At 73.5% G+C, this 20,974-nt stretch carries 17 protein-coding genes; 6 read left to right on the top strand and 11 right to left on the bottom strand.

What is annotated here, in order from left to right; genetic code table 11:
• Nucleotides 1-46: 46 nt before the first annotated feature.
• Nucleotides 47-607, top strand: coding sequence for a carboxymuconolactone decarboxylase family protein (locus AW27_RS12535; RefSeq protein ID WP_037919098.1), 561 nt, complete (start codon nt 47-49; stop codon nt 605-607).
• A 206-nt stretch (nt 608-813) separates the two neighbouring features.
• Here the strand turns inward: AW27_RS12535 and AW27_RS12540 are convergent, their stop codons facing one another.
• From AW27_RS12540 to AW27_RS12550, 3 genes are all read right to left on the bottom strand, one after another.
• Nucleotides 814-1,803 (bottom strand): malate dehydrogenase, encoded by a 990-nt coding sequence (locus AW27_RS12540; RefSeq protein ID WP_037919096.1) that lies wholly within the window; start codon nt 1,801-1,803, stop codon nt 814-816.
• Between the two features lie 337 nt (nt 1,804-2,140).
• Nucleotides 2,141-2,572: a DUF3017 domain-containing protein gene (locus tag AW27_RS12545; protein WP_037919094.1), complete on the bottom strand. Its 432-nt coding sequence runs from the start codon at nt 2,570-2,572 to the stop codon at nt 2,141-2,143.
• Entirely contained in the window at nt 2,562-3,422 is an 861-nt protein-coding gene (locus tag AW27_RS12550; RefSeq protein WP_037919092.1) for a bifunctional methylenetetrahydrofolate dehydrogenase/methenyltetrahydrofolate cyclohydrolase, read from the bottom strand. Before AW27_RS12550 ends, AW27_RS12545 begins: the two co-directional genes overlap by 11 nt.
• 244 nt (nt 3,423-3,666) lie before the next feature.
• Between AW27_RS12550 and AW27_RS12555 the strand changes: the two genes are divergently transcribed.
• Nucleotides 3,667-4,314 carry a hypothetical protein gene (locus AW27_RS12555; protein WP_037919088.1) on the top strand — a complete coding sequence of 216 codons (648 nt, stop codon included), beginning with the start codon at nt 3,667-3,669 and terminating at the stop codon, nt 4,312-4,314.
• A 75-nt stretch (nt 4,315-4,389) separates the two neighbouring features.
• On the opposite strand, the gene purH is transcribed toward AW27_RS12555, so the two are convergent.
• A complete protein-coding gene (gene purH / locus AW27_RS12560; protein ID WP_052030281.1) occupies nt 4,390-5,985 on the bottom strand; it encodes a bifunctional phosphoribosylaminoimidazolecarboxamide formyltransferase/IMP cyclohydrolase in 1,596 nt (531 codons plus the stop codon).
• Nucleotides 5,982-6,605 (bottom strand): phosphoribosylglycinamide formyltransferase, encoded by a 624-nt coding sequence (purN, locus tag AW27_RS12565; RefSeq protein WP_037919087.1) that lies wholly within the window; start codon nt 6,603-6,605, stop codon nt 5,982-5,984. The genes purH and purN overlap by 4 nt, the downstream gene beginning before the upstream one ends.
• A 244-nt stretch (nt 6,606-6,849) precedes the next feature.
• Here purN and AW27_RS12570 point away from each other — a divergent pair, with 244 nt between their 5' ends.
• On the top strand, nt 6,850-7,440 hold the full coding sequence (locus tag AW27_RS12570; RefSeq protein ID WP_037919084.1) for a hypothetical protein: 591 nt from the start codon (nt 6,850-6,852) through the stop codon (nt 7,438-7,440).
• 72 nt (nt 7,441-7,512) lie between these two features.
• Here AW27_RS12570 and AW27_RS12575 read toward each other — a convergent pair whose 3' ends face one another.
• On the bottom strand, nt 7,513-9,183 hold the full coding sequence (locus tag AW27_RS12575; protein ID WP_157840199.1) for a cell division protein PerM: 1,671 nt from the start codon (nt 9,181-9,183) through the stop codon (nt 7,513-7,515).
• Between the two features lie 119 nt (nt 9,184-9,302).
• Here AW27_RS12575 and AW27_RS12580 point away from each other — a divergent pair, with 119 nt between their 5' ends.
• Nucleotides 9,303-10,448 (top strand): helix-turn-helix domain-containing protein, encoded by a 1,146-nt coding sequence (locus AW27_RS12580; protein ID WP_037919080.1) that lies wholly within the window; start codon nt 9,303-9,305, stop codon nt 10,446-10,448.
• A 75-nt stretch (nt 10,449-10,523) separates the two neighbouring features.
• Here the strand turns inward: AW27_RS12580 and sucD are convergent, their stop codons facing one another.
• From sucD to AW27_RS12605, 5 genes are all read right to left on the bottom strand, one after another.
• A complete protein-coding gene (gene sucD / locus AW27_RS12585) occupies nt 10,524-11,414 on the bottom strand; it encodes a succinate--CoA ligase subunit alpha (RefSeq protein ID WP_030764277.1) in 891 nt (296 codons plus the stop codon).
• Between the two features lie 21 nt (nt 11,415-11,435).
• The gene (gene sucC / locus AW27_RS12590; RefSeq protein ID WP_037919079.1) at nt 11,436-12,614 is read right to left on the bottom strand and encodes an ADP-forming succinate--CoA ligase subunit beta; all 1,179 of its coding nucleotides are present in this window, start codon (nt 12,612-12,614) and stop codon (nt 11,436-11,438) included.
• Nucleotides 12,615-12,905: 291 nt separating this feature from the next.
• On the bottom strand, nt 12,906-14,102 hold the full coding sequence (locus AW27_RS12595) for a VWA domain-containing protein (protein ID WP_037919077.1): 1,197 nt from the start codon (nt 14,100-14,102) through the stop codon (nt 12,906-12,908).
• 148 nt (nt 14,103-14,250) lie between these two features.
• Nucleotides 14,251-16,539, bottom strand: a complete 2,289-nt coding sequence (locus tag AW27_RS12600; RefSeq protein WP_037919075.1) for a DUF5682 family protein — start codon at nt 16,537-16,539, stop codon at nt 14,251-14,253.
• Nucleotides 16,536-17,642, bottom strand: coding sequence for an ATP-binding protein (locus AW27_RS12605; protein ID WP_037919074.1), 1,107 nt, complete (start codon nt 17,640-17,642; stop codon nt 16,536-16,538). The genes AW27_RS12600 and AW27_RS12605 overlap by 4 nt, the downstream gene beginning before the upstream one ends.
• A gap of 134 nt (nt 17,643-17,776) precedes the next feature.
• Here AW27_RS12605 and AW27_RS12610 point away from each other — a divergent pair, with 134 nt between their 5' ends.
• Nucleotides 17,777-19,120: an SWIM zinc finger family protein gene (locus AW27_RS12610; RefSeq protein WP_037919073.1), complete on the top strand. Its 1,344-nt coding sequence runs from the start codon at nt 17,777-17,779 to the stop codon at nt 19,118-19,120.
• Between the two features lie 253 nt (nt 19,121-19,373).
• Nucleotides 19,374-20,948, top strand: a complete 1,575-nt coding sequence (locus AW27_RS12615) for a DUF5691 domain-containing protein (protein ID WP_037919071.1) — start codon at nt 19,374-19,376, stop codon at nt 20,946-20,948.
• Nucleotides 20,949-20,974: the final 26 nt, after the last annotated feature.

Genomic DNA, 20,974 nt, shown 5'->3' on the forward strand with positions numbered 1-20,974 from the left:
GATATGGACCATACCGGCGGGCCGCCTGCCTCCTACGGTGGAGCACATGACCACCACCGCAGAGGGCCGGCAGGCCCACCCGCAGACCGACTCCCACACCCACCCGCATGCCCACGCCCATGCCCATGCCCATGCCCCCGAGCACACGCCCCGCATGAACCTGGCGAAGCTCGCCCCCGAGGCCTACAAGGCCGTCCTGGCTCTGGAGATCGCCTCCAAGAAGGGCCTGGATCCGTCCCTCGTCGAGCTCGTCAAGATCCGCGCCTCGCAGATCAACCGCTGCGCCTTCTGCCTCGACATGCACACCAAGGACGCGGTCGCCGCGGGCGAGAGCGTCGAGCGCATCGTGCAGTTGGCCGCCTGGGAGGAGTCGCGGCACTTCTACACCGAGAAGGAGCTCGCAGCGATCGAGCTGACCGAGGCCGTCACCGTCCTGACCGACGGTTTCGTGCCCGACGAGGTGTACGCGAAGGCCGCGGTGCACTTCGAGGAACGCGAGCTGGCCCAGCTGATCACGGTGATCGCGACGATCAACGTGTGGAACCGCTTCGGTGTGACCACCCGCATGGTGCCGGGTCACTACAAGCCCGGCATGTACAAGGCCTGAGTCGGGCCGGAGGCCGAAACCCCCGGCCCCGGCCAGGGTCGGCCGGTCAGGCCGGTCAGGCCGGTCAGGCCGTCGGCCGGTCAGGCCGGTCAGGCCGTCGGCCGGAACGCCGGAGCGCCCCGGCCTGGTGGGGCCGGGGCGCTTCGGTGCGTGCTGCTCGCCGAGCTGGCCAAGCGGTTCCGCGCCCCTCGGGGAGGGGCGACGGATCAGATCAGGCCGAGCTCGCGGACCGCGTCGCGCTCCTCCGACAGCTCCTTGACGGAGGCGTCGATGCGGGCGCGGGAGAACTCGTTGACGTCCAGGCCCTGGACGATCTCGTACGCGCCGTCCTTGCAGGTGACGGGGAAGGAGGAGATCAGGCCGGCCGGGACGCCGTAGGAGCCGTCCGACGGGATGCCCATCGAGGTCCAGTCGCCCTCGGCGGTGCCGTTGACCCAGGTGTGCACGTGGTCGATGGCCGCGTTGGCGGCCGAGGCCGCGGAGGACGCACCGCGGGCGTCGATGATCGCGGCGCCGCGCTTGGCGACGGTCGGGATGAAGGTGTCGGCGAGCCACGCCTGGTCGGCCACGACCTCGGCGGCGTTCTTGCCGGCGATCTCCGCGTGGAAGATGTCCGGGTACTGGGTCGCCGAGTGGTTGCCCCAGATCGTGAGGCGCTTGATGTCGGAGACGGCGGCACCGGTCTTGGCGGCCAGCTGCGAGATCGCGCGGTTGTGGTCCAGGCGGGTCATCGCGGTGAAGCGCTCGGCCGGTACGTCCGGGGCGGCGGCCTGCGCGATGAGCGCGTTGGTGTTGGCCGGGTTGCCCACGACCAGGACCTTGATGTCGTCCGCGGCGTGCGCGTTGATGGCCTGGCCCTGCGGCTTGAAGATGCCGCCGTTGGCGGCGAGCAGGTCGCCGCGTTCCATGCCCGCGGTACGCGGACGGGCGCCCACGAGCAGCGCGACGTTGGCGCCGTCGAAGCCCTTGTTCGGGTCGTCGAAGATGTCGATGCCGGCGAGCAGCGGGAAGGCGCAGTCGTCGAGCTCCATGGCGGTGCCCTCGGCGGCCTTCATTCCCTGGGGGATCTCCAGGAGCCGGAGCTTGACCGGCACGTCCGCGCCGAGCAGGTGGCCGGACGCGATACGGAAGAGCAGCGCGTAGCCGATCTGGCCGGCGGCGCCGGTGACGGTGACATTCACAGGAGTGCGGGTCATGGCCTTCTCCGTTAGACAGCTGGCGGTGGGGCGTCCCTGCCCCATGTGCTGGAGGACGCCGCTCCCCTGTAAATCTTGACGTGAAGAGACATCCGCGGTCAGGCTATCCGACCCGGACGCGGCCCAACCCCCGGGTCCCTGTGGTGCGCGGCACACGGACCCCGGCGTTTCGAAGGCGGAGCCGGTTCCCGGGCCTGCGTTCGACCGGGAAGATCCGATCCGGCCCCCCTCCCACGAGGGCGTCGCCGTGCACGTCACGGGGGGACGCCTCGCAGACGGCGGGCCCGGCGTCGGCGACGCACGGCTGCCCTCACCTCAGTGCTCACCTCGTCGCGGCTCACCTCACGGTGAAGCGGACCGCGCTCTCCAGGAACGGGATCTCCAGCAGCGGCCTGGGCTCCATCACCAGCGCGAGCAACGTGATCGCCACGCCCAGCACCCCGTACGTGATCATGTCCGTGAAGCGGGAGCGCACCGCGAGCATGCCCACCGAGGGCAGCACCCGCCGCAGCACCGCCGCCGCGATCAGCGCCACGCCGATCACCAGGCACCCGGCCCGGGCCTGCCCGAGCGCGGTGGTCAGCAGCCCCACCGCGGTCGCGGCGAGCACGCTGAGCATCGGCCACTGGCGGGCGGGGGTGGACACGGCGCCGGGGACGGCCCGGCCGCTGCCCTCGGGGCGGGCCGTGTCCCGCGTGATGGACGGAAAGCGGCGGGACCTGGCCGTGCCGCTCCCGTTCACGTGCTCGGCACCCGGTTCAGTGCGCACTGCCGGTCCGCTCCGCCGCCTCGACGACGTTGACGAGCAGCTGGGCGCGGGTCATCGGGCCGACGCCGCCCGGGTTCGGCGAGATCCACGCGGCGACCTCGGCGACACCGGGGTGCACGTCGCCGACGATCTTTCCGGCCTCGTCACGGCTGACGCCCACGTCGAGCACGGCCGCGCCCGGCTTCACGTCCTCGGGCTTGACCAGATGCGGCACTCCGGCCGCGGCGACGACGATGTCCGCCTGGCGCAGCAGCCCCGAGAGGTCGCGCGTACCGGTGTGGCACAGCGTCACGGTGGCGTTCTCGGACTTGCGGGTCAGCAGCAGGCCGATGGACCGGCCGACGGTGATCCCCCGGCCGAGGACGACGACGTGCGCCCCGTCGATCTCGACGCCGTGGTGGCGCAGCAGCGCGACGATTCCGTACGGGGTGCAGGGCAGCGGGCCCGGCTCGTTCAGCACGAGCCTGCCGAGGGAGGTGGGGTGCAGCCCGTCGGCGTCCTTCAGCGGGTCCATCAGCTCCAGGACCCGGTTGGTGTCGATGCCCTTGGGGAGCGGGAGTTGGACGATGTATCCGGTGCACTGCGGGTTGGCGTTGAGCTCCCGCACGACCTCCTCGATGTCCTCCTGGGAGGCCGTCGCGGGCAGTTCGCGCTGGATGGAGGCGATGCCGACCTCGGCGCAGTCCTTGTGCTTGCCGTTGACGTACCAGCGGCTGCCCGGATCGTCCCCGACGAGCAGGGTGCCGAGGCCGGGGGTGATGCCCCGGGCCTTCAGGGCCGCCACACGGGCGGTCAGTTCTGACTTGATCGCGGCCGCGGTGGCCTTGCCATCGAGAATCTGGGCGGTCATGCCCCCATCCTCCCGGATGAGGTGGCCCGGGTTCCAGTCAAGGTGCTCGCGGAACCGCAGGGTTCATTGCACTTGCACAACAAGTGACGGGTGCCGGGACCGCAAACTGGACAAGGCCTCGCGGGCCGGACCACGATGAAACGACTGAGTGCCGCGGGCAGTGCCGGGGGGCGGACCGCACCGTGCAGGATTCCTCCGCGCTCGTTGCCGTGCGTCCCTGCACTTCCACGGAGGAACACCCCAGATGAGTTTCGGCGACCCGCACAACCCGTACGGACAGCAGCCGCAGGCGCAGCCCGGCTACGGCTACCCCCAGCAGGCCCCGCAGCCCGGCTACGGCTACCCCCAGCAGGCTGCGCAGGGCTACCCCGGCGGACCCGCCGGATTCCCGGGCGGTCCGGGCGTCCCCGTGGAGATGCCCGGCGGGGCGAAAGCGGCCCGCGTCGTCCTCTTCGTCATCGGCGCCCTGCATGTACTGGGCGGCCTGTTCCTCATCGTCGTCGGCGCCCTGTTCGCCTCGGCGATGTCGAGCTCCGGCACCGGCTACTCCGGCTCCTCGGCGGAGGACGCCGGTGCCATCGCCGGGACCGCCGGCGTCGTCGTGGGCCTGCTCGTCATCGCCTACGCCCTGTGGCCCATCCTGACCGCGGCCAAGCTGGCCAAGGGCCGGGGCGGGGTGCGCGTCTCCGGCATCATCTTCGGCTCGCTCCAGACCCTCTTCGCCGCGCCCGGCGTGCTCCTGTACCTGGTCGCGCTCGATGCGAGCGAGAACGACGCGGCCGGCGTCGTCTTCCTCGCCGTGCTGCCGTCCCTGGTGTCCCTCGCCCTCGGCCTGACCATCGTGATCGGTCTGGCCAAGGCCGGCGACTACTTCCGGCGCCCCCGGTACTGACCGCCGCCGTGCGCACACGGCGAAGGCCGCGACCCGCAGTGCGGGTCGCGGCCTTCGCCGTGTCGGGACCGGAACTCAGTGGAAGAAGTGCCGGGTCCCGGTGAAGTACATCGTCACGCCGGCCTTCTGCGCGGCCTCGACGACCTGCTCGTCGCGGACCGAACCGCCCGGCTGGACCACGGCCTTGATGCCCGCCGCGGTCAGGATCTCCAGGCCGTCCGGGAAGGGGAAGAAGGCGTCGGACGCGGCGTACGAGTCCTGCGCGCGCTCGGCACCGGCCCGCTCGACGGCGAGCTTCGCCGAGTCGACGCGGTTGACCTGGCCCATGCCGACGCCGACCGAGGCGCCGTCCTTGGCGAGCAGGATGGCGTTCGACTTGACGGCCCGGCAGGCCCGCCACGCGAAGGCCAGCTCGGCGAGCTCCGCCGGGGACAGGGCCTCGCCGGTGGCCAGGGTCCAGTTGGCCGGGTCGTCGCCCTCGGCCTGGAAGACGTCCGACTCCTGGAGCAGCACGCCGCCGGAGACGGGCTTGAGGTCGCCCGGCTGGTGCGGGGTGCCGTCGACCTTGAGGACGCGGATGTTCTTCTTCCTGGCCAGGATCTCCACCGCACCGTCCTCGTAGCCGGGGGCGGCGATGACCTCGGTGAAGATCTCCGCGACCTGCTCGGCGAGCTCGACGGTGACCGGGCGGTTGACGGCGATGACACCGCCGAACGCCGACAGCGGGTCGCAGGCGTGCGCCTTGCGGTGGGCGGCGGCGACGTCCGCGCCCACCGCGATGCCGCACGGGTTGGCGTGCTTGATGATCGCCACGCACGGCTCTTCGTGGTCGTAGGCGGCGCGGCGCGCGGCCTCGGTGTCCACGTAGTTGTTGAAGGACATCTCCTTGCCGTGCAACTGCTCGGCATTGGCGAGTCCGCCCGGCTGACCGTCCGTGTAGAGGGCGGCGGCCTGGTGCGGGTTCTCGCCGTAGCGCAGGGTGGACTTGCGCTCCCAGGCGCCGGCCAGGAACTCGGGCAGCGCGCCCTCCTCGCCCTCCGGGGCGTACGCGTTCGTGAACCAGGAGGCGACGGCCACGTCGTAGGCGGCGGTGTGCTGGAAGGCCTCGGCCGCCAGACGCTTGCGGGCGGTGAGGTCGAAGCCGCCGCCCTGGGCCGCGGCGATGACGTCGGCGTACCGCTCGGGGCTGGTGACCACGGAGACCGACGGGTGGTTCTTGGCGGCGGCGCGGACCATCGACGGCCCGCCGATGTCGATCTGCTCGACGCACTCGTCCGCAGTGGCACCCGACTGGACGGTGGCCTGGAACGGGTACAGGTTGACGACGACGAGGTCGAAGGGCTCGACGCCCAGCTCGGCGAGCTGGCTGCGGTGGTCCTCCAGGCGCAGGTCGGCGAGGATGCCGGCGTGCACGCGCGGGTGCAGGGTCTTGACCCGGCCGTCCAGGCACTCGGGGAAGCCGGTCAGCTCCTCCACCTTGGTGACGGGCACCCCGGCAGCGGCGATCTTCGAGGCGGTGGAGCCGGTGGAGACGAGCGCGACGCCCGCCCCGTGCAGGCCGAGAGCCAGCTCTTCCAGTCCCGTCTTGTCGTAGACGCTGATGAGCGCACGACGGATCGGCCGCTGGGTCGTGGTCGGGTCGTTGCTCGCTGCGGTGTCTGCGGCGGTCACTGGATTGTTACCTTTCGTCCCTCAATGCGGTAGCCGTGCCGGGCCAGGCGCCCCACGACGTCGACGAGCAGCTGTCGCTCGACTTCCTTGATGCGCTCGTGAAGAGCGGCTTCGTCGTCCTCGTCCCGAACTTCGACCACACCCTGGGCGATGATCGGACCGGTGTCCACGCCGCTGTCCACGAAGTGGACCGTGCAGCCGGTGACCTTCGCGCCGTAGGCGAGCGCGTCCCGCACGCCGTGCGCGCCGGGGAAGGAGGGGAGGAGGGCGGGGTGGGTGTTGATGAACCGGCCGCCGAAGCGGTCGATGAACTCCTTGCCCACGATCTTCATGAAACCGGCCGACACGACGAGGTCGGGCGCGTGCGCGCCGGTCGCCGCGGTGAGGGCGGCGTCCCACTCGGCACGGCTTCCGTAGTCCTTCACCGGGCAGACGAAGGTGGGGATCCCGGCCTTCTCCGCCCGCTCCAGGCCGGCGATGTCCGCGCGGTCGGCCCCCACGGCGACGACTTCGGCACCGAAGCCCTCGGGTCCGCCGGGATGGGCGTCGATGGCGTCGAGCAGGGCCTGGAGGTTGGTGCCGGAACCGGAGACCAGCACGACCAGGCGGGAGGCGGCCATGGGAGGCCCTTTCTCGCGGGATTGCGGTGTTCGTCTTTGTGTGGTCATACGAATCTCCGGGGTACCGATATACGGGGAACCCTACGAAGCCGCCGACCGCCTGCAACGATACCGGCACACCGGACGGCCCCCGAGGGACGGGGGGACGGGCGGGCGGTAGCGTCTGGCGTACAAGCCGCAAACTGGCCTCACCTCGCCTCGATGTCCTCGTGACGTCCATGACACAGGGGAAGTAACACACCCGATGCCGGACCGCCGTCAGCCCGACTCCCCCACCGACGACAACCCCTACGCGGCCCCGCCGGAGGGCCGGCCCGACCAGCCGTGGCAGCCGCGCAGCGGCGGCGACGGCGACGGCGGGAACGGCGACGGGAACGGCCCGGGGGACTCGGGCGGCCAACGGGGTCCGGCGCGCTGGGACCCGACGGACCCGATCCAGCGCCGTGCCCGCTACGCGCTGCTGGCCGGCATGTGGGGCTTCTTCTTCGGGATCTTCGGGATCCCGTCGGTCGGCCTGCTGCTGGGCGCGCTCGCCCTGTACTGGGGGATCAGCGCGCTGCGCGGCAAGCCGGCCGCGGCGACCGGCGAGCCGGGTGCCCCCAAGGGCCTGGACGCGCTGGGCCCGGCGGCCCGCCCCCAGCGCACCGCGGCGGTGAGCGGCCTGGTCACCGCCTCGCTGGCGATCCTGCTGGCCATGAGCTCGTACGCACTGCAGCTCGCGTACAAGGACTTCTACGTCTGCCGCGACGACGCCCTCACCAAATCGGCGGAGCTCCAGTGCAACAGCCTCCTGCCGGACAACGTCGTCGGCGACGTCCTGAAGGTCCGCCTCTAAGGGCGTGATGCGAAGGTCCCGCCCCGCCGATGTCCCCGGCGCGGGGGCCCGGAGGCGGCGGCTAGGCGACGGCTAGGCGGGCGGTTTTCGCCGGGGCAGCACCCTCGCCCCGGCCACCGGCTGCGGACTCGGCGGCGGGCCCACCGGCCCCGCACCCGATCCCGGACCCGATCCCGGACCCGGCCTCGGACCGAGATCCAGCCCGGCCACCACCGTCACCGCCCGCCGCGCCCGTACCGGGGGTACCGCCTCCGGAGCCGCCACGGCCTCGGGTGCGGCCGCGGTCTCCGGCATCACCGCGACCGCAGGTGCGGCCGCCGCCACCGGAGCCGCCACCGCCGCCGCAACCGCCGGAGGCACCGGCTCGGGCGGGATCTCCGGAACCAGCGCCCCCGACGCCTTCCGCATCGCCTCCCACCTCAGTTCCCGCACCCCGCTGTCGTGCCAGTCGTCGTCCACCGGAGCGTCCGCGTCCACCGCTGCCGGTCCCTGCGCCGGGCGATAGCGCCACGCGTGCACCCCCACCGCGACCGGCACGGCCAGCAGCAGCGTCCACGCGAAGGCGGCCGCTCCCGTGGCCCACCACACCGGCCCGAACTCGGCGAGCCGCCGCGAACCCAGCGGTCCCGCCGAGGCCGCCGCGAGCCCGGCCATCACCAGGCCGCACACCAGCGCTCCGAGCGCCGCCGTGAGCGCGGTCTCCCCGTACGAGACCTCACGCGCCCGGCGCACCGCGAACCAGCCCACCGCCAGCCCCGCGACCACCGGCACCGCGGTGGCGGTCCAGGTCAGCGGGGTGCCCGGCCCTGCGGCCGGGAGCGCCTCCAGCAGCGGGAACCGGGGCAGCGCGGGCGCGCCCGCGAAGCCGAGCGGGGAGGCCGTCACCTCGGCGCCGAGGGCGAAGCCGGGGCCGAGGGCGTAGGACGCCGCCCAGACCATGGCGTTCGGAATCAGGGCGACCGAGAGCAGCAGGACCGCGAACCGGCCCGACCACACCCCGGTCAGCGACAGGAACGAGCTCTGGACCTGCGCACCGTGCCAGGCGAGCGAGGCGCCGACGAGCAGCGCCCCGCCGCCCAGGAGCACCAGGGCACCGCCGGCGCCCGCCCGCAGCGCCAGCGCGTACCGAGGGCGCGCGAAGCCGCGGCGCACGCCTCTCGGCAGCCAGTTCGGCAGCGGCCCGAGCGGCCGCCCCTTGGCCCCCCACACACCTCCGGCCGCGGCCAGTACGGCGACCATCGGAACGTGCCAGGCGGCGCTGATCGGGTCGGCCGGCATCGGGCCGCCGGCGGCGTACACCGTGGCGAACGCGCCGACGGCGAGGTACCCGCAGAGCACGGCCGAGAACACGGCCGTCGCGGGCAGCACCTCCTCGCCCTCCTCCTCGCAGGCGCCGCCCAGTCGGGCCGCCCGCCGCATGAGCAGGACGGGCAGCCCGATGAGCAGCAGCGGTGTCACACCAACGGGTGCCGGTACGCCGGAGAGCGTGTCGTACCGCACCAGTTCGGCCCCGTGGGCGAGCAGCCACAGCCCGGCGGCAAGGTGCAGGGCACCACCGGGGCCGCTGTCGGGATAGGGGGAGCTGATCCACAGGACGATGACGAGCACGGCGAGGAAGCCGAGCCCGAGTCCGGCCGCCACGGCGCCGCCCACCACGCATGCGGCGGCGGCCGGCGAACGCCGTCGCACGCCGGCTCGCGGGGCCGCCGGCAACCGGGTCCCGCGTTCGGTCACTTGGGTCACCCCGCCATGGTGCCAACGACACGCGCTATGGACGGGTAACAGGCGAATGTCCGTGGTGTCGCCCAATATACGTTTATGTACTTTATTGCTCAGGGCTGCCGGGTCGCGGGGAGTGTGGCATGACAAGAAGCGTCGAGGGCCTGCCCGCCCCGCACGAGCGCCGAAGACTGCGCGAGGCCGCGGAACTGACGCTCGATGAGGTCGCGGCGGCCGTGGGCGTCACCGCGGCGACGGTCCGCCACTGGGAGTCCGGGCGCACGAACCCGCGCGGCCGCAAGCAGGACGCCTACGCACGTTTCCTCGACGGCCTCGCGGCACCGCCGGTGGAGGGGGCACCCGGGGGCGGGGGCGGTCCGGCCGGCCCGGACGAAGGCGCGGCGGCCGCCGCCGCCCCCGGCACCGGGGGCGGCCCGCCCGGCGCCGCGGCCACCCGGCCGGTCGTACACCCCCTGAACGGACCCGCCGAAGCCTTCGACACCCTCTACGACCGGGCCACGCCCGCCCTCGCCCGGCAGGCCTACCTGCTCACCGGCCGCCGTGCCCTCGCCCTGGAGGCCGTCGACCGGGCCTTCACCCGGGCCTGGGACCAGTGGCCGGAAGTGGCCGCCGACCCGGACCCGGAAGGCTGGGTGCGCGCGATCGCGTACGAGCACGCGCTCTCCCCCTGGCACCGGTTCCGGCGTGCCCACCGCAAGCCCGACCGGCTCCCCGCCGATCCCGCCGACCGGATCCTCCTCGACGCGCTGCTCGCCCTGTCCGCCCTCCACCGGCGCACCGTCCTGCTCTACGACGGCGTCGGCCTGGACCTGCCCGACACCGCAGCCGAGACCGAGGCCACCACCCTCGCCGCCGGCAACCGCATCCTGCACGCGCACGCCGAGCTCGCCGCCCGGATCCCCGAACTGGCCGACGTACCGGTCGAGAAGCAGTCCGCGGCGCTGCGGGAGCGGCTCGTCGGCCTGCGACCGCCCTTCCCGCTCGACCCGCGCCCGGCCGCGACGGTCCGCGGCGGCGGCGAGCGGCGCGGCCGGCAGTGGACCCGGGCGACACTCGGCCTGACCGCGGTGATCACGGTCGCCACCGCCTACACGGCGGCGACCGCACCCACCCGGTACGACCCACCGCCGGCACCCGGCGAGAGCGTGTCCGGGGTGCCGCCGCTCAGCGGCCCGCAGCAGCTCACCGAACGGAGCAGGCAACTGCACGACAAGCTGCGCACGGATCCGCAGGCGGGCCCGGCACGCATCACGCCGAGGATCGAGTGAGAGCTGGTACGCGAACGGGCGTGGCCCGCACCCCGAGGGGTGCGGGCCACGCCCGTTCAGCCGTACGGCCGCTGCTTACTGAGCGGCGTTCAGGATCGCGCGAGCGAGCTCGGCGGTCTCGGTCGGCGTCTTGCCGACCTTGACACCGGCGGCCTCAAGGGCCTCCTTCTTGGCCTGCGCCGTGCCGGAGGAGCCGGAGACGATGGCGCCGGCGTGGCCCATGGTCTTGCCCTCGGGGGCGGTGAAGCCCGCGACGTAGCCGACGACCGGCTTGGTGACGTTCTTCGCGATGAAGTCCGCCGCACGCTCCTCGGCGTCGCCGCCGATCTCACCGATCATGACGATCAGCTCGGTCTCCGGGTCGGCCTCGAAGGCCTCCAGAGCGTCGATGTGCGTGGTGCCGATGACCGGGTCGCCACCGATGCCGACGGCAGAGGTGAAGCCGATGTCGCGCAGCTCGTACATCATCTGGTAGGTCAGCGTGCCGGACTTCGACACGAGACCGATCTTGCCGGGCTTGGTGATGTCGCCCGGGATGATGCCGGCGTTGGACTGGCCGGGGGTGATCAGACCCGGGCAGTTCGGGCCGATGATGCGGGTCTTGTTGCCCTTGGCGGTCGCGTACGCCCAGAAGGCGGCGGAGTCGTGCACCGCGATGCCCTCGGTGATGACGACGGCCAGCGGGATCTCGGCGTCGATGGCCTCGACGACGGCGGCCTTGGCGAAGGCCGGCGGGACGAAGAGGACGGAGACGTTGGCGCCCGTCTTCTCCATCGCCTCGGCGACGGAGCCGAAGACCGGGACCTCGGTGCCGTCGAAGTCGACGGTCGTGCCGGCCTTGCGCGGGTTCACGCCGCCGACGATGTTGGTGCCGTCAGCCAGCATCAGCTTGGTGTGCTTCATGCCCGTGGCACCGGTCATGCCCTGGACGATGACCTTGCTGTCCTTGTTGAGGAAGATAGCCATGTGAGTCTGTGACCTCTGCCCTTACTTCGCAGCCGCGAGCTCGGCGGCCTTGTCGGCCGCGCCGTCCATGGTGTCCACGCGCTGCACCAGCGGGTGGTTGGCGTCCGAGAGGATCTTGCGACCCAGCTCGGCGTTGTTGCCGTCGAGACGGACGACGAGCGGCTTGGTGACCGCCTCGCCCTTCTGCTCCAGCAGGGCGAGCGCCTGGACGATGCCGTTGGCGACCTCGTCGCACGCGGTGATGCCACCGAAGACGTTGACGAAGACGGACTTGACGTCCGGGTCCCCGAGGATGATCTCGAGACCGTTGGCCATGACGGCGGCGGAGGCGCCACCGCCGATGTCCAGGAAGTTGGCGGGCTTGACGCCACCGTGGTTCTCGCCGGCGTAGGCGACGACGTCCAGGGTGCTCATGACGAGACCCGCGCCGTTGCCGATGATGCCGACCTCACCGTCGAGCTTGACGTAGTTGAGGTTCTTCGCCTTGGCGGCGGCCTCGAGCGGGTTCGCGGCGGCGTGGTCGACGAACTCCTCGTGACCCGGCTGACGGAACTCGGCGTTCTCGTCGAGGGAGACCTTGCCGTCGAGGGCGATGACCTCGCCGGAGGCGACCTTGGCGAGCGGGTTGACCTCGACGAGGAGGGCGTCCTCGGCGATGAAGGTGTCCCACAGGGTCACGAGGACCTCGGCGACCTTCTCGGCAACCTCGGCCGGGAACTGCGCCAGCGCGACGATCTCGCGGGCCTTCTCGATGGTCACGCCCTCGTTGGCGTTCACCGGGACCTTGGCGAGCTTCTCCGGGGTCTCCTCGGCGACCTGCTCGATGTCCATGCCGCCCGCGACCGAGGCCATGGCCAGGAAGGTGCGGTTGGTGCGGTCGAGGAGGTACGAGACGTAGTACTCCTCGACGATCTCGGGAGCGGTCTCCGCGATCATCACCTTGTGGACCGTGTGGCCCTTGATGTCCATGCCCAGGATGTCCGTCGCGCGGGCGACGGCCTCGTCCGGGGTGGCGGCCAGCTTCACGCCGCCGGCCTTGCCGCGGCCGCCGACCTTCACCTGCGCCTTGACGACCGACTTGCCGCCCAGCCGCTCGGTGGCCTCGCGAGCCGCCTCAGGCGTGTCGATGACTTCACCGGCCAGCACCGGTACACCGTGCTTGGCGAAGAGGTCCCTCGCCTGGTACTCGAACAGGTCCACGCGCGTCCGTCCCTTGTCTTTTTAAAGATTCGCAGTGATTCGCGGTTGTCTGCTATCTGCGTGGGCGTGCCGCGGAGGGCAACGTGACGGCGCTGTCACAAGGAAGGCGCACACGGTGACCGTGGACGCGGCATGTCCGTCCGGCAGGTTATCCCCGTGGGGCGTGCGACCCTAAATCGCAGATCACACCTGAACGGTGATACCTGTCACAGAACGCCTTACGGTTGAACTGGAAATTCGTGTGATCCGCCGATTCACACCGGTGCCCGGGGCGGGCGTGTCGGAGGGGTCTCAGGGGGTCGGCAGGGGCCGCTTCTCCAGCGCGGCGGCCATCACCTCCGGGAACAGGTCGGGCGTGCAGGCGAAGGCCGGAGCCCCGAGTGCGGCGAGGGCCGCGGCGTGTTCGCGGTCGTAGGCCGGGGCTCCCTCGTCGGACAGCGCGAGCAGGGTCACGAATTCGACGCCCGCCGCCTTCATCGCGGCGACCCGGCGCAGCATCTCGTTGCGTATGCCGCCCTCGTAGAGATCACTGATCAGGACCACGACCGTGTCGGCAGGGCGGGTGATCTTCGACTGGCAGTAGGCGAGGGCCCGGTTGATGTCGGTGCCGCCTCCCAGCTGGGTGCCGAAGAGGACGTCGACCGGGTCGTCGAGCTGGTCGGTCAGGTCGGCGACCGCGGTGTCGAAGACGACCAGACGGGTGGCGATCGAACGCATGGAGGCGAGGACCGCGCCGAAGACGGAGGCGTAGACGACGGAGGCCGCCATCGAACCCGACTGGTCGATGCAGAGGATGACCTCCTTCTTCACCGATCGGGCCGCACGGCCGTAACCGATCAGCCGCTCGGGGACGACGGTGGCGTATTCGGGCAGGTAGTTCTTCAGGTTGGCGCGGATCGTGCGGTCCCAGTCGATGTCGTGGTGGCGGGGACGGCTGACCCGGGCGGACCGGTCGAGCGCGCCGGTGAGGGTGGCCCGGGTGCGGGTCGCCAGCCGCTTCTCCAGCTGCTCGACCACCGTGCGGACCACGGCCCGCGCCGTCTCCTTCGTCGTGTCGGGCATCGCCTTGTTCAAGGAGAGCAGGGTGCCGACCAGGTGGACGTCCGGTTCGACGGCCTCCAGCATCTCCGGCTCCAGCAGCAGAGCGGACAGGCCGAGCCGCTCGATCGCGTCGCGCTGCATCACCTGGACCACGGAGCTGGGGAAGTACGTACGGATGTCCCCGAGCCAGCGGGCCACGTTCGGCGCGGACCCGCCGAGCCCGGCCGACCTGGCCGCCCCCGATACGCGGCGGCCCCCTCCTTCGCCGCCTCCCCCGTACAGCGCGCCGAGCGCGGCGTCCATCGCCGCGTCCCGCCCGGTCGGTGTGTGGCCCGTCCCGTCGGCGTCTGCCCCGCCGAGCACCATCCGCCACCGCCGCAGCCGCTCGGCTCCGGCCGGGTCCGCCGTGTCCTGCCCCGCCGCCACGCCCGTCTCCCTGCCGCTCATCCGTCCGTCCCCCTGCACTCGTCGTACTCGTGACTCTTCGATTCCGCCCGCCTGGTCCCGGCCCGCCTGGTCCCGGCCCGCCCGCGTCCGGCCCCGCCAGCGTCCGGGGTGCGGAGGTCCGGGGCAGCGCCCCGCAACGGCCGCGCCCTCAGACGGCCGCGACCCCGTCGGGAGACGCGAGCAGCATCCGGACCAGCTCCGTCACCGCGTCCGCCCGCTCCCGGTCCAGGTCGGGGGCGAAGCCTTCGGGGGCGTCGCCCGTCGACCGCGCCGCTCGCGCGGAGGAGGCCGGGCCGCGCCGTACCAGCTCACCCAGGGTCCTTCGCACCCCCGGCTCGTACGCCCCGAACGTCCGCCTCAGCAACGGGAGCACATCGGTGAAGGCGCGCTCCGGCACGCCCACCAGCCAGCTGTCGATCAGGCCGAGCAGGCGGTCGTCGTGGACCAGCAGCGTGCCGCCGCCCGAACTCCCGCCCGCGAAGCCCTCGATCCAGCCCGCCGCGTCGGCGGGCGAAGCGGCCGGGGACAGGGCGAGCCCCATCAGCCGGGCCGTCTCCCCGGCTTCCAGCCGCCCGTCGTCGAGAAGCAGCCGGGCCGCTCGGCCCCGGATGACGCCCGGCACGGTGTCCCGCTCGGCCAGCGTCCGCAGCACGGCGGACCAGCGCTCCCGCAGCCCGTCGCCGGTGTCCGCCAGCAGGCCGACCGCCGCGTGCACCCCGTCGACGTGGTCGCGCAGCTCCGCCGCCGCGTCAGCGTCCAGGCCGGCCGCGCAGGCCGGGGGGAGCGCGACGCATATCCGCTCGGCGAGGCCGGCCGCGACCGCCCCGAGCGCCGTCGCGTCGGTGCCCCGCACGTCGCCGTAGCGCAGCGAACGGGCCAGTGCCGGCAAGGCCTTCGCGAGCCGGGCGACGTCCGTGTCCAGCGCGGCGCGGTCGGCGAGGGCCCGCAGTACGGCCGGGAGGGCCCCGGCCAGTCCGGCCAGCAGGCACCGCTCGGCCAGCGCCGTGATCTCGGCCAGTTCCCCGGCGCCCGCGGCGTCCGCCTCCGCCTTGGCCGTGGCCGCCGCACGGACGGTGGTGCCCCAGATCCCGGCTTCGGCGACCCGCACGGACAGCTCCGGCTCCCAGCGCAGCCGCCAGGTCTCCCGGAAGGTGCCGGTGCTGCTGCGGGAGGCCGTCGGGGTGCCCCAGTCGATGCCGAGCAGCCGCAGCCGGTGCAGCAGCCGGGACTTCGCGGCATCGGTGTCCTTGCGCAGGTCGAGCTCCAGCTCGCGGTCCCGCGCCTCCGCCTTGAGCCGCAGCGACCGCTGCCGGCGCGTCAGGTCGCGCTGGAGCGGTACGACGGGCGCCGCGTCCGGCACCTCGCCGAGCACGTCGCCGACCACGAGGCGGTCCCCGATGAGGGCGAGCGGTACATCGGAGCCGTCGCACATCACCGCCCGGACGGCTTCCAGGGTCTCCGTCAGGCCGGGCAGGGGCCTGCCCCGCATCGCGGCCAGGGCCCCGGCCAGCCGGACCGCCTCGATGACGTGCGCCGAGGAGACCTGCCGGTCCTCCTCGCGCAGCAGGCCGGCGACCTTGGTCAGCCATCGCTCGATGGGCCGGTCACGGACGGAGAACAGGTGGGCGTACCAGCCGGGCGAGGTGATCCCCGCTCCGTACCCGCCGGCCCGGGCGAGCCGGCGGTGGGTCCACGGCACCCAGGTGGTCTCCACCTTGACCTTCGGCAGTCCGCTCAGTAGCGCCTTGTCGGCGGCCACGGTGGTCTTCGCCCGCAGCGCCGGGACGTGCCAGGCTCCGCACACCACGGCGTACCCGTCACCGAACTCGCGGCGGGCGGCGCGCATCCGCTGCCTCATGTACGCCTCGCGCACCAGGTCGCGGCGGTGGCCGCCGTCGCCGTACGCCTCGCGCAGGGCCCCCATGGCCTCCCCCAGCGCCTCGAACGCGCCGAGCGCCTCCTCCCCCGCACCGGCGCTCCCCCGGTGCTCGACGACGTCCTCCCACCAGCGCTCGGCGTCGTCGTACCCGGCGGTCTCGGCGAGCACCGCGAGGGGGTCGAGCCGGACCGCGTCGGGCTCGGCGTGGTCCGCGTCCGGCTCGGCGGCGGCCAGCGCATGCGCGGCGGGCAGGTCCATGAACCGGACCGGTACGCCGGACTCCTGCGCCCAGCGGATCGCCACCCACTCCGGGGAGAAGTCGGCGAGCGGCCAGAACGCGGCTCGGCCCGGGTCGTCCGCCGCGTGCGCGAGCAGCGCCACGGGAGGCCGCATGCCGGGGTCGGCGGCCAGTGCGAGCAGCGCGTCCCCTTCGGGCGGCCCCTCGATCAGCACGGCCGCCGGGCGGGCCGCCTCCAGGGCGGAGCGGACGGCTCGGGCCGATCCCGGCCCGTGGTGGCGCACGCCGAGGAGCAGTGGGCCCTGGCGGGCGGTGCTCACGCGGTCACCTCCCGGCAGGCCCGGTAGAAGTCCTTCCAGCCGTCACGCTCGCGGACCACGGCCTCCAGGTACTCCTGCCAGACCACCTTGTCGGCCGCCGGATCCCGCACGACGGCGCCGAGGATCCCCGCGGCCACGTCGGAGGGGCGCAGTACGCCGTCCCCGAAGTGGGCGGCCAGGGCGAGGCCGTTGGTGACGACGGAGATGGCCTCTGCCGTGGAGAGGGTGCCGCTGGGCGACTTGACCTTCGTCCGGCCGTCGTCGGTGACCCCGTCGCGCAGCTCCCGGAAGACGGTGACGACGCGGCGGATCTCCTCCAGTCCCTCGGGCCCGGCCGGCAGGTCGAGGGAGCGGCCCATCTGGTCGACGCGCCGGGCCACGATGTCGACCTCGGCGTCGGCGGTGGCGGGCAGTGGCAGGACGACGGTGTTGAAGCGGCGGCGCAGGGCGCTGGAGAGCTCATTGACCCCGCGGTCGCGGTCGTTGGCGGTGGCGATGAGGTTGAAGCCGCGCACGGCCTGGACCTCTTCGCCGAGCTCCGGTATCGGCAGCGTCTTCTCGGACAGGACGGTGATGAGGGTGTCCTGGACGTCGGCGGGGATGCGGGTGAGCTCCTCGACGCGGGCGGTCATGCCCTGGGCCATGGCCCGCATGACGGGGCTGGGGACGAGCGCCTCGCGGCTGGGGCCGTGGGCGAGGAGCCGGGCGTAGTTCCAGCCGTACCGGATGGCCTCCTCGGGGGTGCCGGCGGTGCCCTGGACGAGGAGGGTGGAGTCCCCGCTGACGGCGGCCGCGAGGTGTTCGGACACCCAGGTCTTGGCGGTGCCGGGAACGCCGAGCAGCAGCAGGGCGCGGTCGGTGGCGAGGGTGGTGACGGCGACCTCGACGATGCGGCGCGGTCCCACGTACTTGGGTGTGATCACCGTGCCGTCGTCGAGCGTGCCGCCGAGCAGGTAGGTGGCGACGGCCCGGGGGGAGAGCTTCCAGCGGGTCGGGCGGGGCCTGTCGTCGGCGTCCGCCAGGGCTTTCAGTTCGTGCGCGAAGGCGTCTTCGGCGTGCGGTCGCAGCGCCTCGGTGCCGATGCCGTTCTCGGACTTGCTCATGGTCCCCCTCCATTGCTCGGCAGTCGCTCCCGACTGCTGTTCCCACGGTGCACCACGCCACTGACAACGCCCCCAACTCAGCGCGTTGTTGCAGGTCAGGGCGATTGTCAGAGGGGGTCTCTACGGTGGTTTCCATGACTGAGCAGGGGGTCCGCTGGACGGCGGAACAGGTACTGGCCCTGGCTCCTGACGATGCCTCACGCAAAGCGGGCGGCAGACTCGGTGGGGCAGGGCCGTGGTCACAGATCGGAGGTTCCGCTTCCGGTTCTGTGTGGGGGCTGTGCAAGGGCAGCGGCAGCAATCCGTACCGGACGGTCGTCGACCTGACCGGACCGGCCTACATGTGCTCCTGCCCAAGCCGGAAGTTCCCGTGCAAGCACGCGCTGGGACTGCTCCTGCTCTGGTCCGCCGAGGGGGTCGGCGAGCCCGGGGAAGCTCCGGACTGGGCCGCACAGTGGCTGGCGGACCGGGCGGCCCGGGCCGCGCGCCCGGCGGCCGGGGCGGCCCGACCGGTCGACGAGGAGGGGGCCCGGCGCAGGGCCGGCCGGCGGGCGGCGCGCGTCGGCGCGGGCGTGACCGAGCTGGAACAGCGGCTGGCCGATCTGCTGCGCGGCGGCCTCGCGGGCCAGGAGCAGGCCGGTTACGGGGCGTGGGAGGAGACCGCGGCCCGGATGGTGGACGCACAGGCACCCGGACTGGCGGGGCGCGTGAGGGAGTTGGCGACGATACCCGGTTGCGGCCCGGGCTGGCCCGCCCGGATGCTGGAGGAGGCGGCGCTGCTGCACCTGCTGGACCGGGCCTGGATGGGGGTGACGGGGCTTCCGGACCAGTTGGCGGCGACCGTGCGCAGCCGGGTGGGACTGCCGGCCTCCGGGGAGGGGGAGGCCGTACGGGACCGTTGGCTGGTGCTCGCACAGTACGACTCGGTGTCGCCGGACGGACGGCTCACCACCCGCCGGACATGGCTGCGCGGGCTGGCGGGCGGACGGCCCGCGCTGGTGCTGGACTTCGGGCCGCCCGGGCGGCTGCCTGCGCTGGCGCTGCCGGTGGGGCTGGTGCTGGAGGCGGAGATGCGCTTCCGGCCCGGGTCGGCGGGGCTGCGGGCGGACCTCGGAGAAAGCCGCGCGACGGCCGCACCGTGCCCGGAGGTTCCGGCCGGAGTGAGCACGGGGGCGGCTCTGGAGGCCTACGGGGCGGCGCTACGGGACGACCCGTGGTTGGAGTCCTGGCCTGTGGTGCTCGGGCCGGTGGTTCCGATACCGGGAGAGCTCGGCTGGCAGCTGGCGGACGCGGAGGGCACCTCCGCCCTGCCGGTGCCCCTCACCGGGGCGGGCAGCCGCTCCCGAGGGGGCCTGTGGCAGCTGGCCGCGTTGTCGGGCGGGGGCCCGGTGACGGTCTTCGGCGAGTGCGGACACCGCGGATTCACCCCTCTGACGGCCTGGCAGCCGGACTCGCCGGAGCCGGTCGCCCTGTCCTGAGCGGGGCGGGAGGGACCGCCACGGAGCAAGGGGGCCTGGGGGGTCCTGTGCCGTCGCGCGGCGGTGGCAGGAAGAAGAGCGGCGCCGGGGGGCGCCGTGCACGCAACGACGAGAAGCCGGGGGGCTTTCATGAACGACAACCACGCCAGCTGAGCGGATTCGCACGGCACATCGACCGCCTCGGTCCCGCGGAGGGGGCGGGACCGGGGCATTGAAAAGACGACCGAGGACGAGCGGCGAGGGAGGGGCACCGATGGGCGAGGGTGACGAGAGGTACGGGGAGTGGCAGGAGCTGGTCGGTGCCGCGCTGCTGGGCACCGACCGGCGCCGGGGCGGGGGCCCGGTCGGCTCGCCGGAGGCGCTGCTGGACGCGGCGGCCGTGCACGCCGTCCGCCGCCGCGCCGGTCTGCGGCCGGCGGTGGCGCGGCCGCGGCCGGAGCCCGCGCCCCACGACCTCCGGCCGGCGCCGCCGGAGGCGGCGGGCCGCCGGCTCGCGCACCTGCTGGCGGACCGTACCGGCGGGGGTGGTGGGCGGCGCGGGGCGGCCCCGGATCTGACGGAGCTGCTCCCGCAGTGGCTGGCCGCGGCCGGCCGGCACGGCTACCGCGCGCCCGCCGCGCTCGTGCCGGCTCTGCTGGACGCGGCCCGGGCGCGCACGGACCTGCGCCCGCAGGCACTGGCTCTGGCCGGGCCGCGGGGACTGTGGCTGGCACGGATGAATCCGGACTGGCGGTTCGCCCTGCGTGGCGGGGCGGGCGGCGGCGAACTGCCGGACGTGACCGACCCGTCCGCGGTGGAACGGCTGTGGGAGGAGGGGCTGTTCGCCGAGCGGGTGGCACTGCTCGGTGCCGTACGCGCGCATGACCCGGCCGCCGCACCGCGGCTGCTGGCGACGACCTGGGCGAGCGAACGGGCCGAGGACCGGCTGATGTTCCTCGACTCGCTGAGGGTGGGGCTGTCCCTGCAGGACGAGTCCTTCCTGGAGGCGGCGCTGGACGATCGCAGCCGCAATGTCCGCGCGACGGCGGCCGAACTGCTGTCGGCGCTGCCGCAGTCGGCGCTGGCGGGCCGGATGGCCGTGCGCGCGCTGGCCTGCGTGGGACCCGAGGGGGTGACGCCGCCGACGGAGTGCGACGGGGGGATGCTCCGCGACGGGGTGGTCAAGCGGCCGCCCGCCGGCCGCGGGGAGCGGGCCTGGTGGCTCGGCCAGCTGGTCGAGGCCGCACCGCTGTCCTGCTGGCGGGAGCGGTTCGGGGGCATGGGCCCGGCGGAGACGGTGGCGCTGCCGGTGGCAGCGGCCGAGGGCTGGGCGGAGGAACTGCACGCGGCGTGGTGCCGGGCCGCGGTGCGCCAGCGCGACCCGGAATGGTCGCGCGCCCTGTTGGGTCCGGCGTCGGCGCCGCCCGCGGCAGGTCCGGGCACGGCCTCGCTCGCGGAGCGGGCCAAGCTGCTGGAGACCCTGCCCGACGGAGAACGGGCCGAGTGGGTCGCGGAGTTCGTCCGGGCGCACGGCCTGTCGGAGGCCTTCCAGCTGCTCGGCGTGTGCGTGGTGCCGTGGGCGGGAGCGCTGGGCCGGGCCGTCGTCGACGCGCTGGACACCGCCCGGGAAGCCGGCAGCTACCCGTGGAGCTTCAGCGGGGTGATGGGCCTGGCGGAGCGCTGCCTCGACCCCGGCGAGGCCGGCCGCCTGGAAGCCCTGACCGCCGCCGCGGAGGAGCCGCCGGACGCGACCCCGGGTGCGGCCGCGTACTGGGCCGAGGCCTTCCAGCGCCTGGTGGCCACACTTCGACTGCGCGCGACGATGCTGTCGGAACTCGCGCCGGCCTGACCTACGGCGGGCTGCCGGGCCGGGGA

Source organism: Streptomyces sp. PCS3-D2 (assembly GCF_000612545.2).
Classification (GTDB): domain Bacteria; phylum Actinomycetota; class Actinomycetes; order Streptomycetales; family Streptomycetaceae; genus Streptomyces.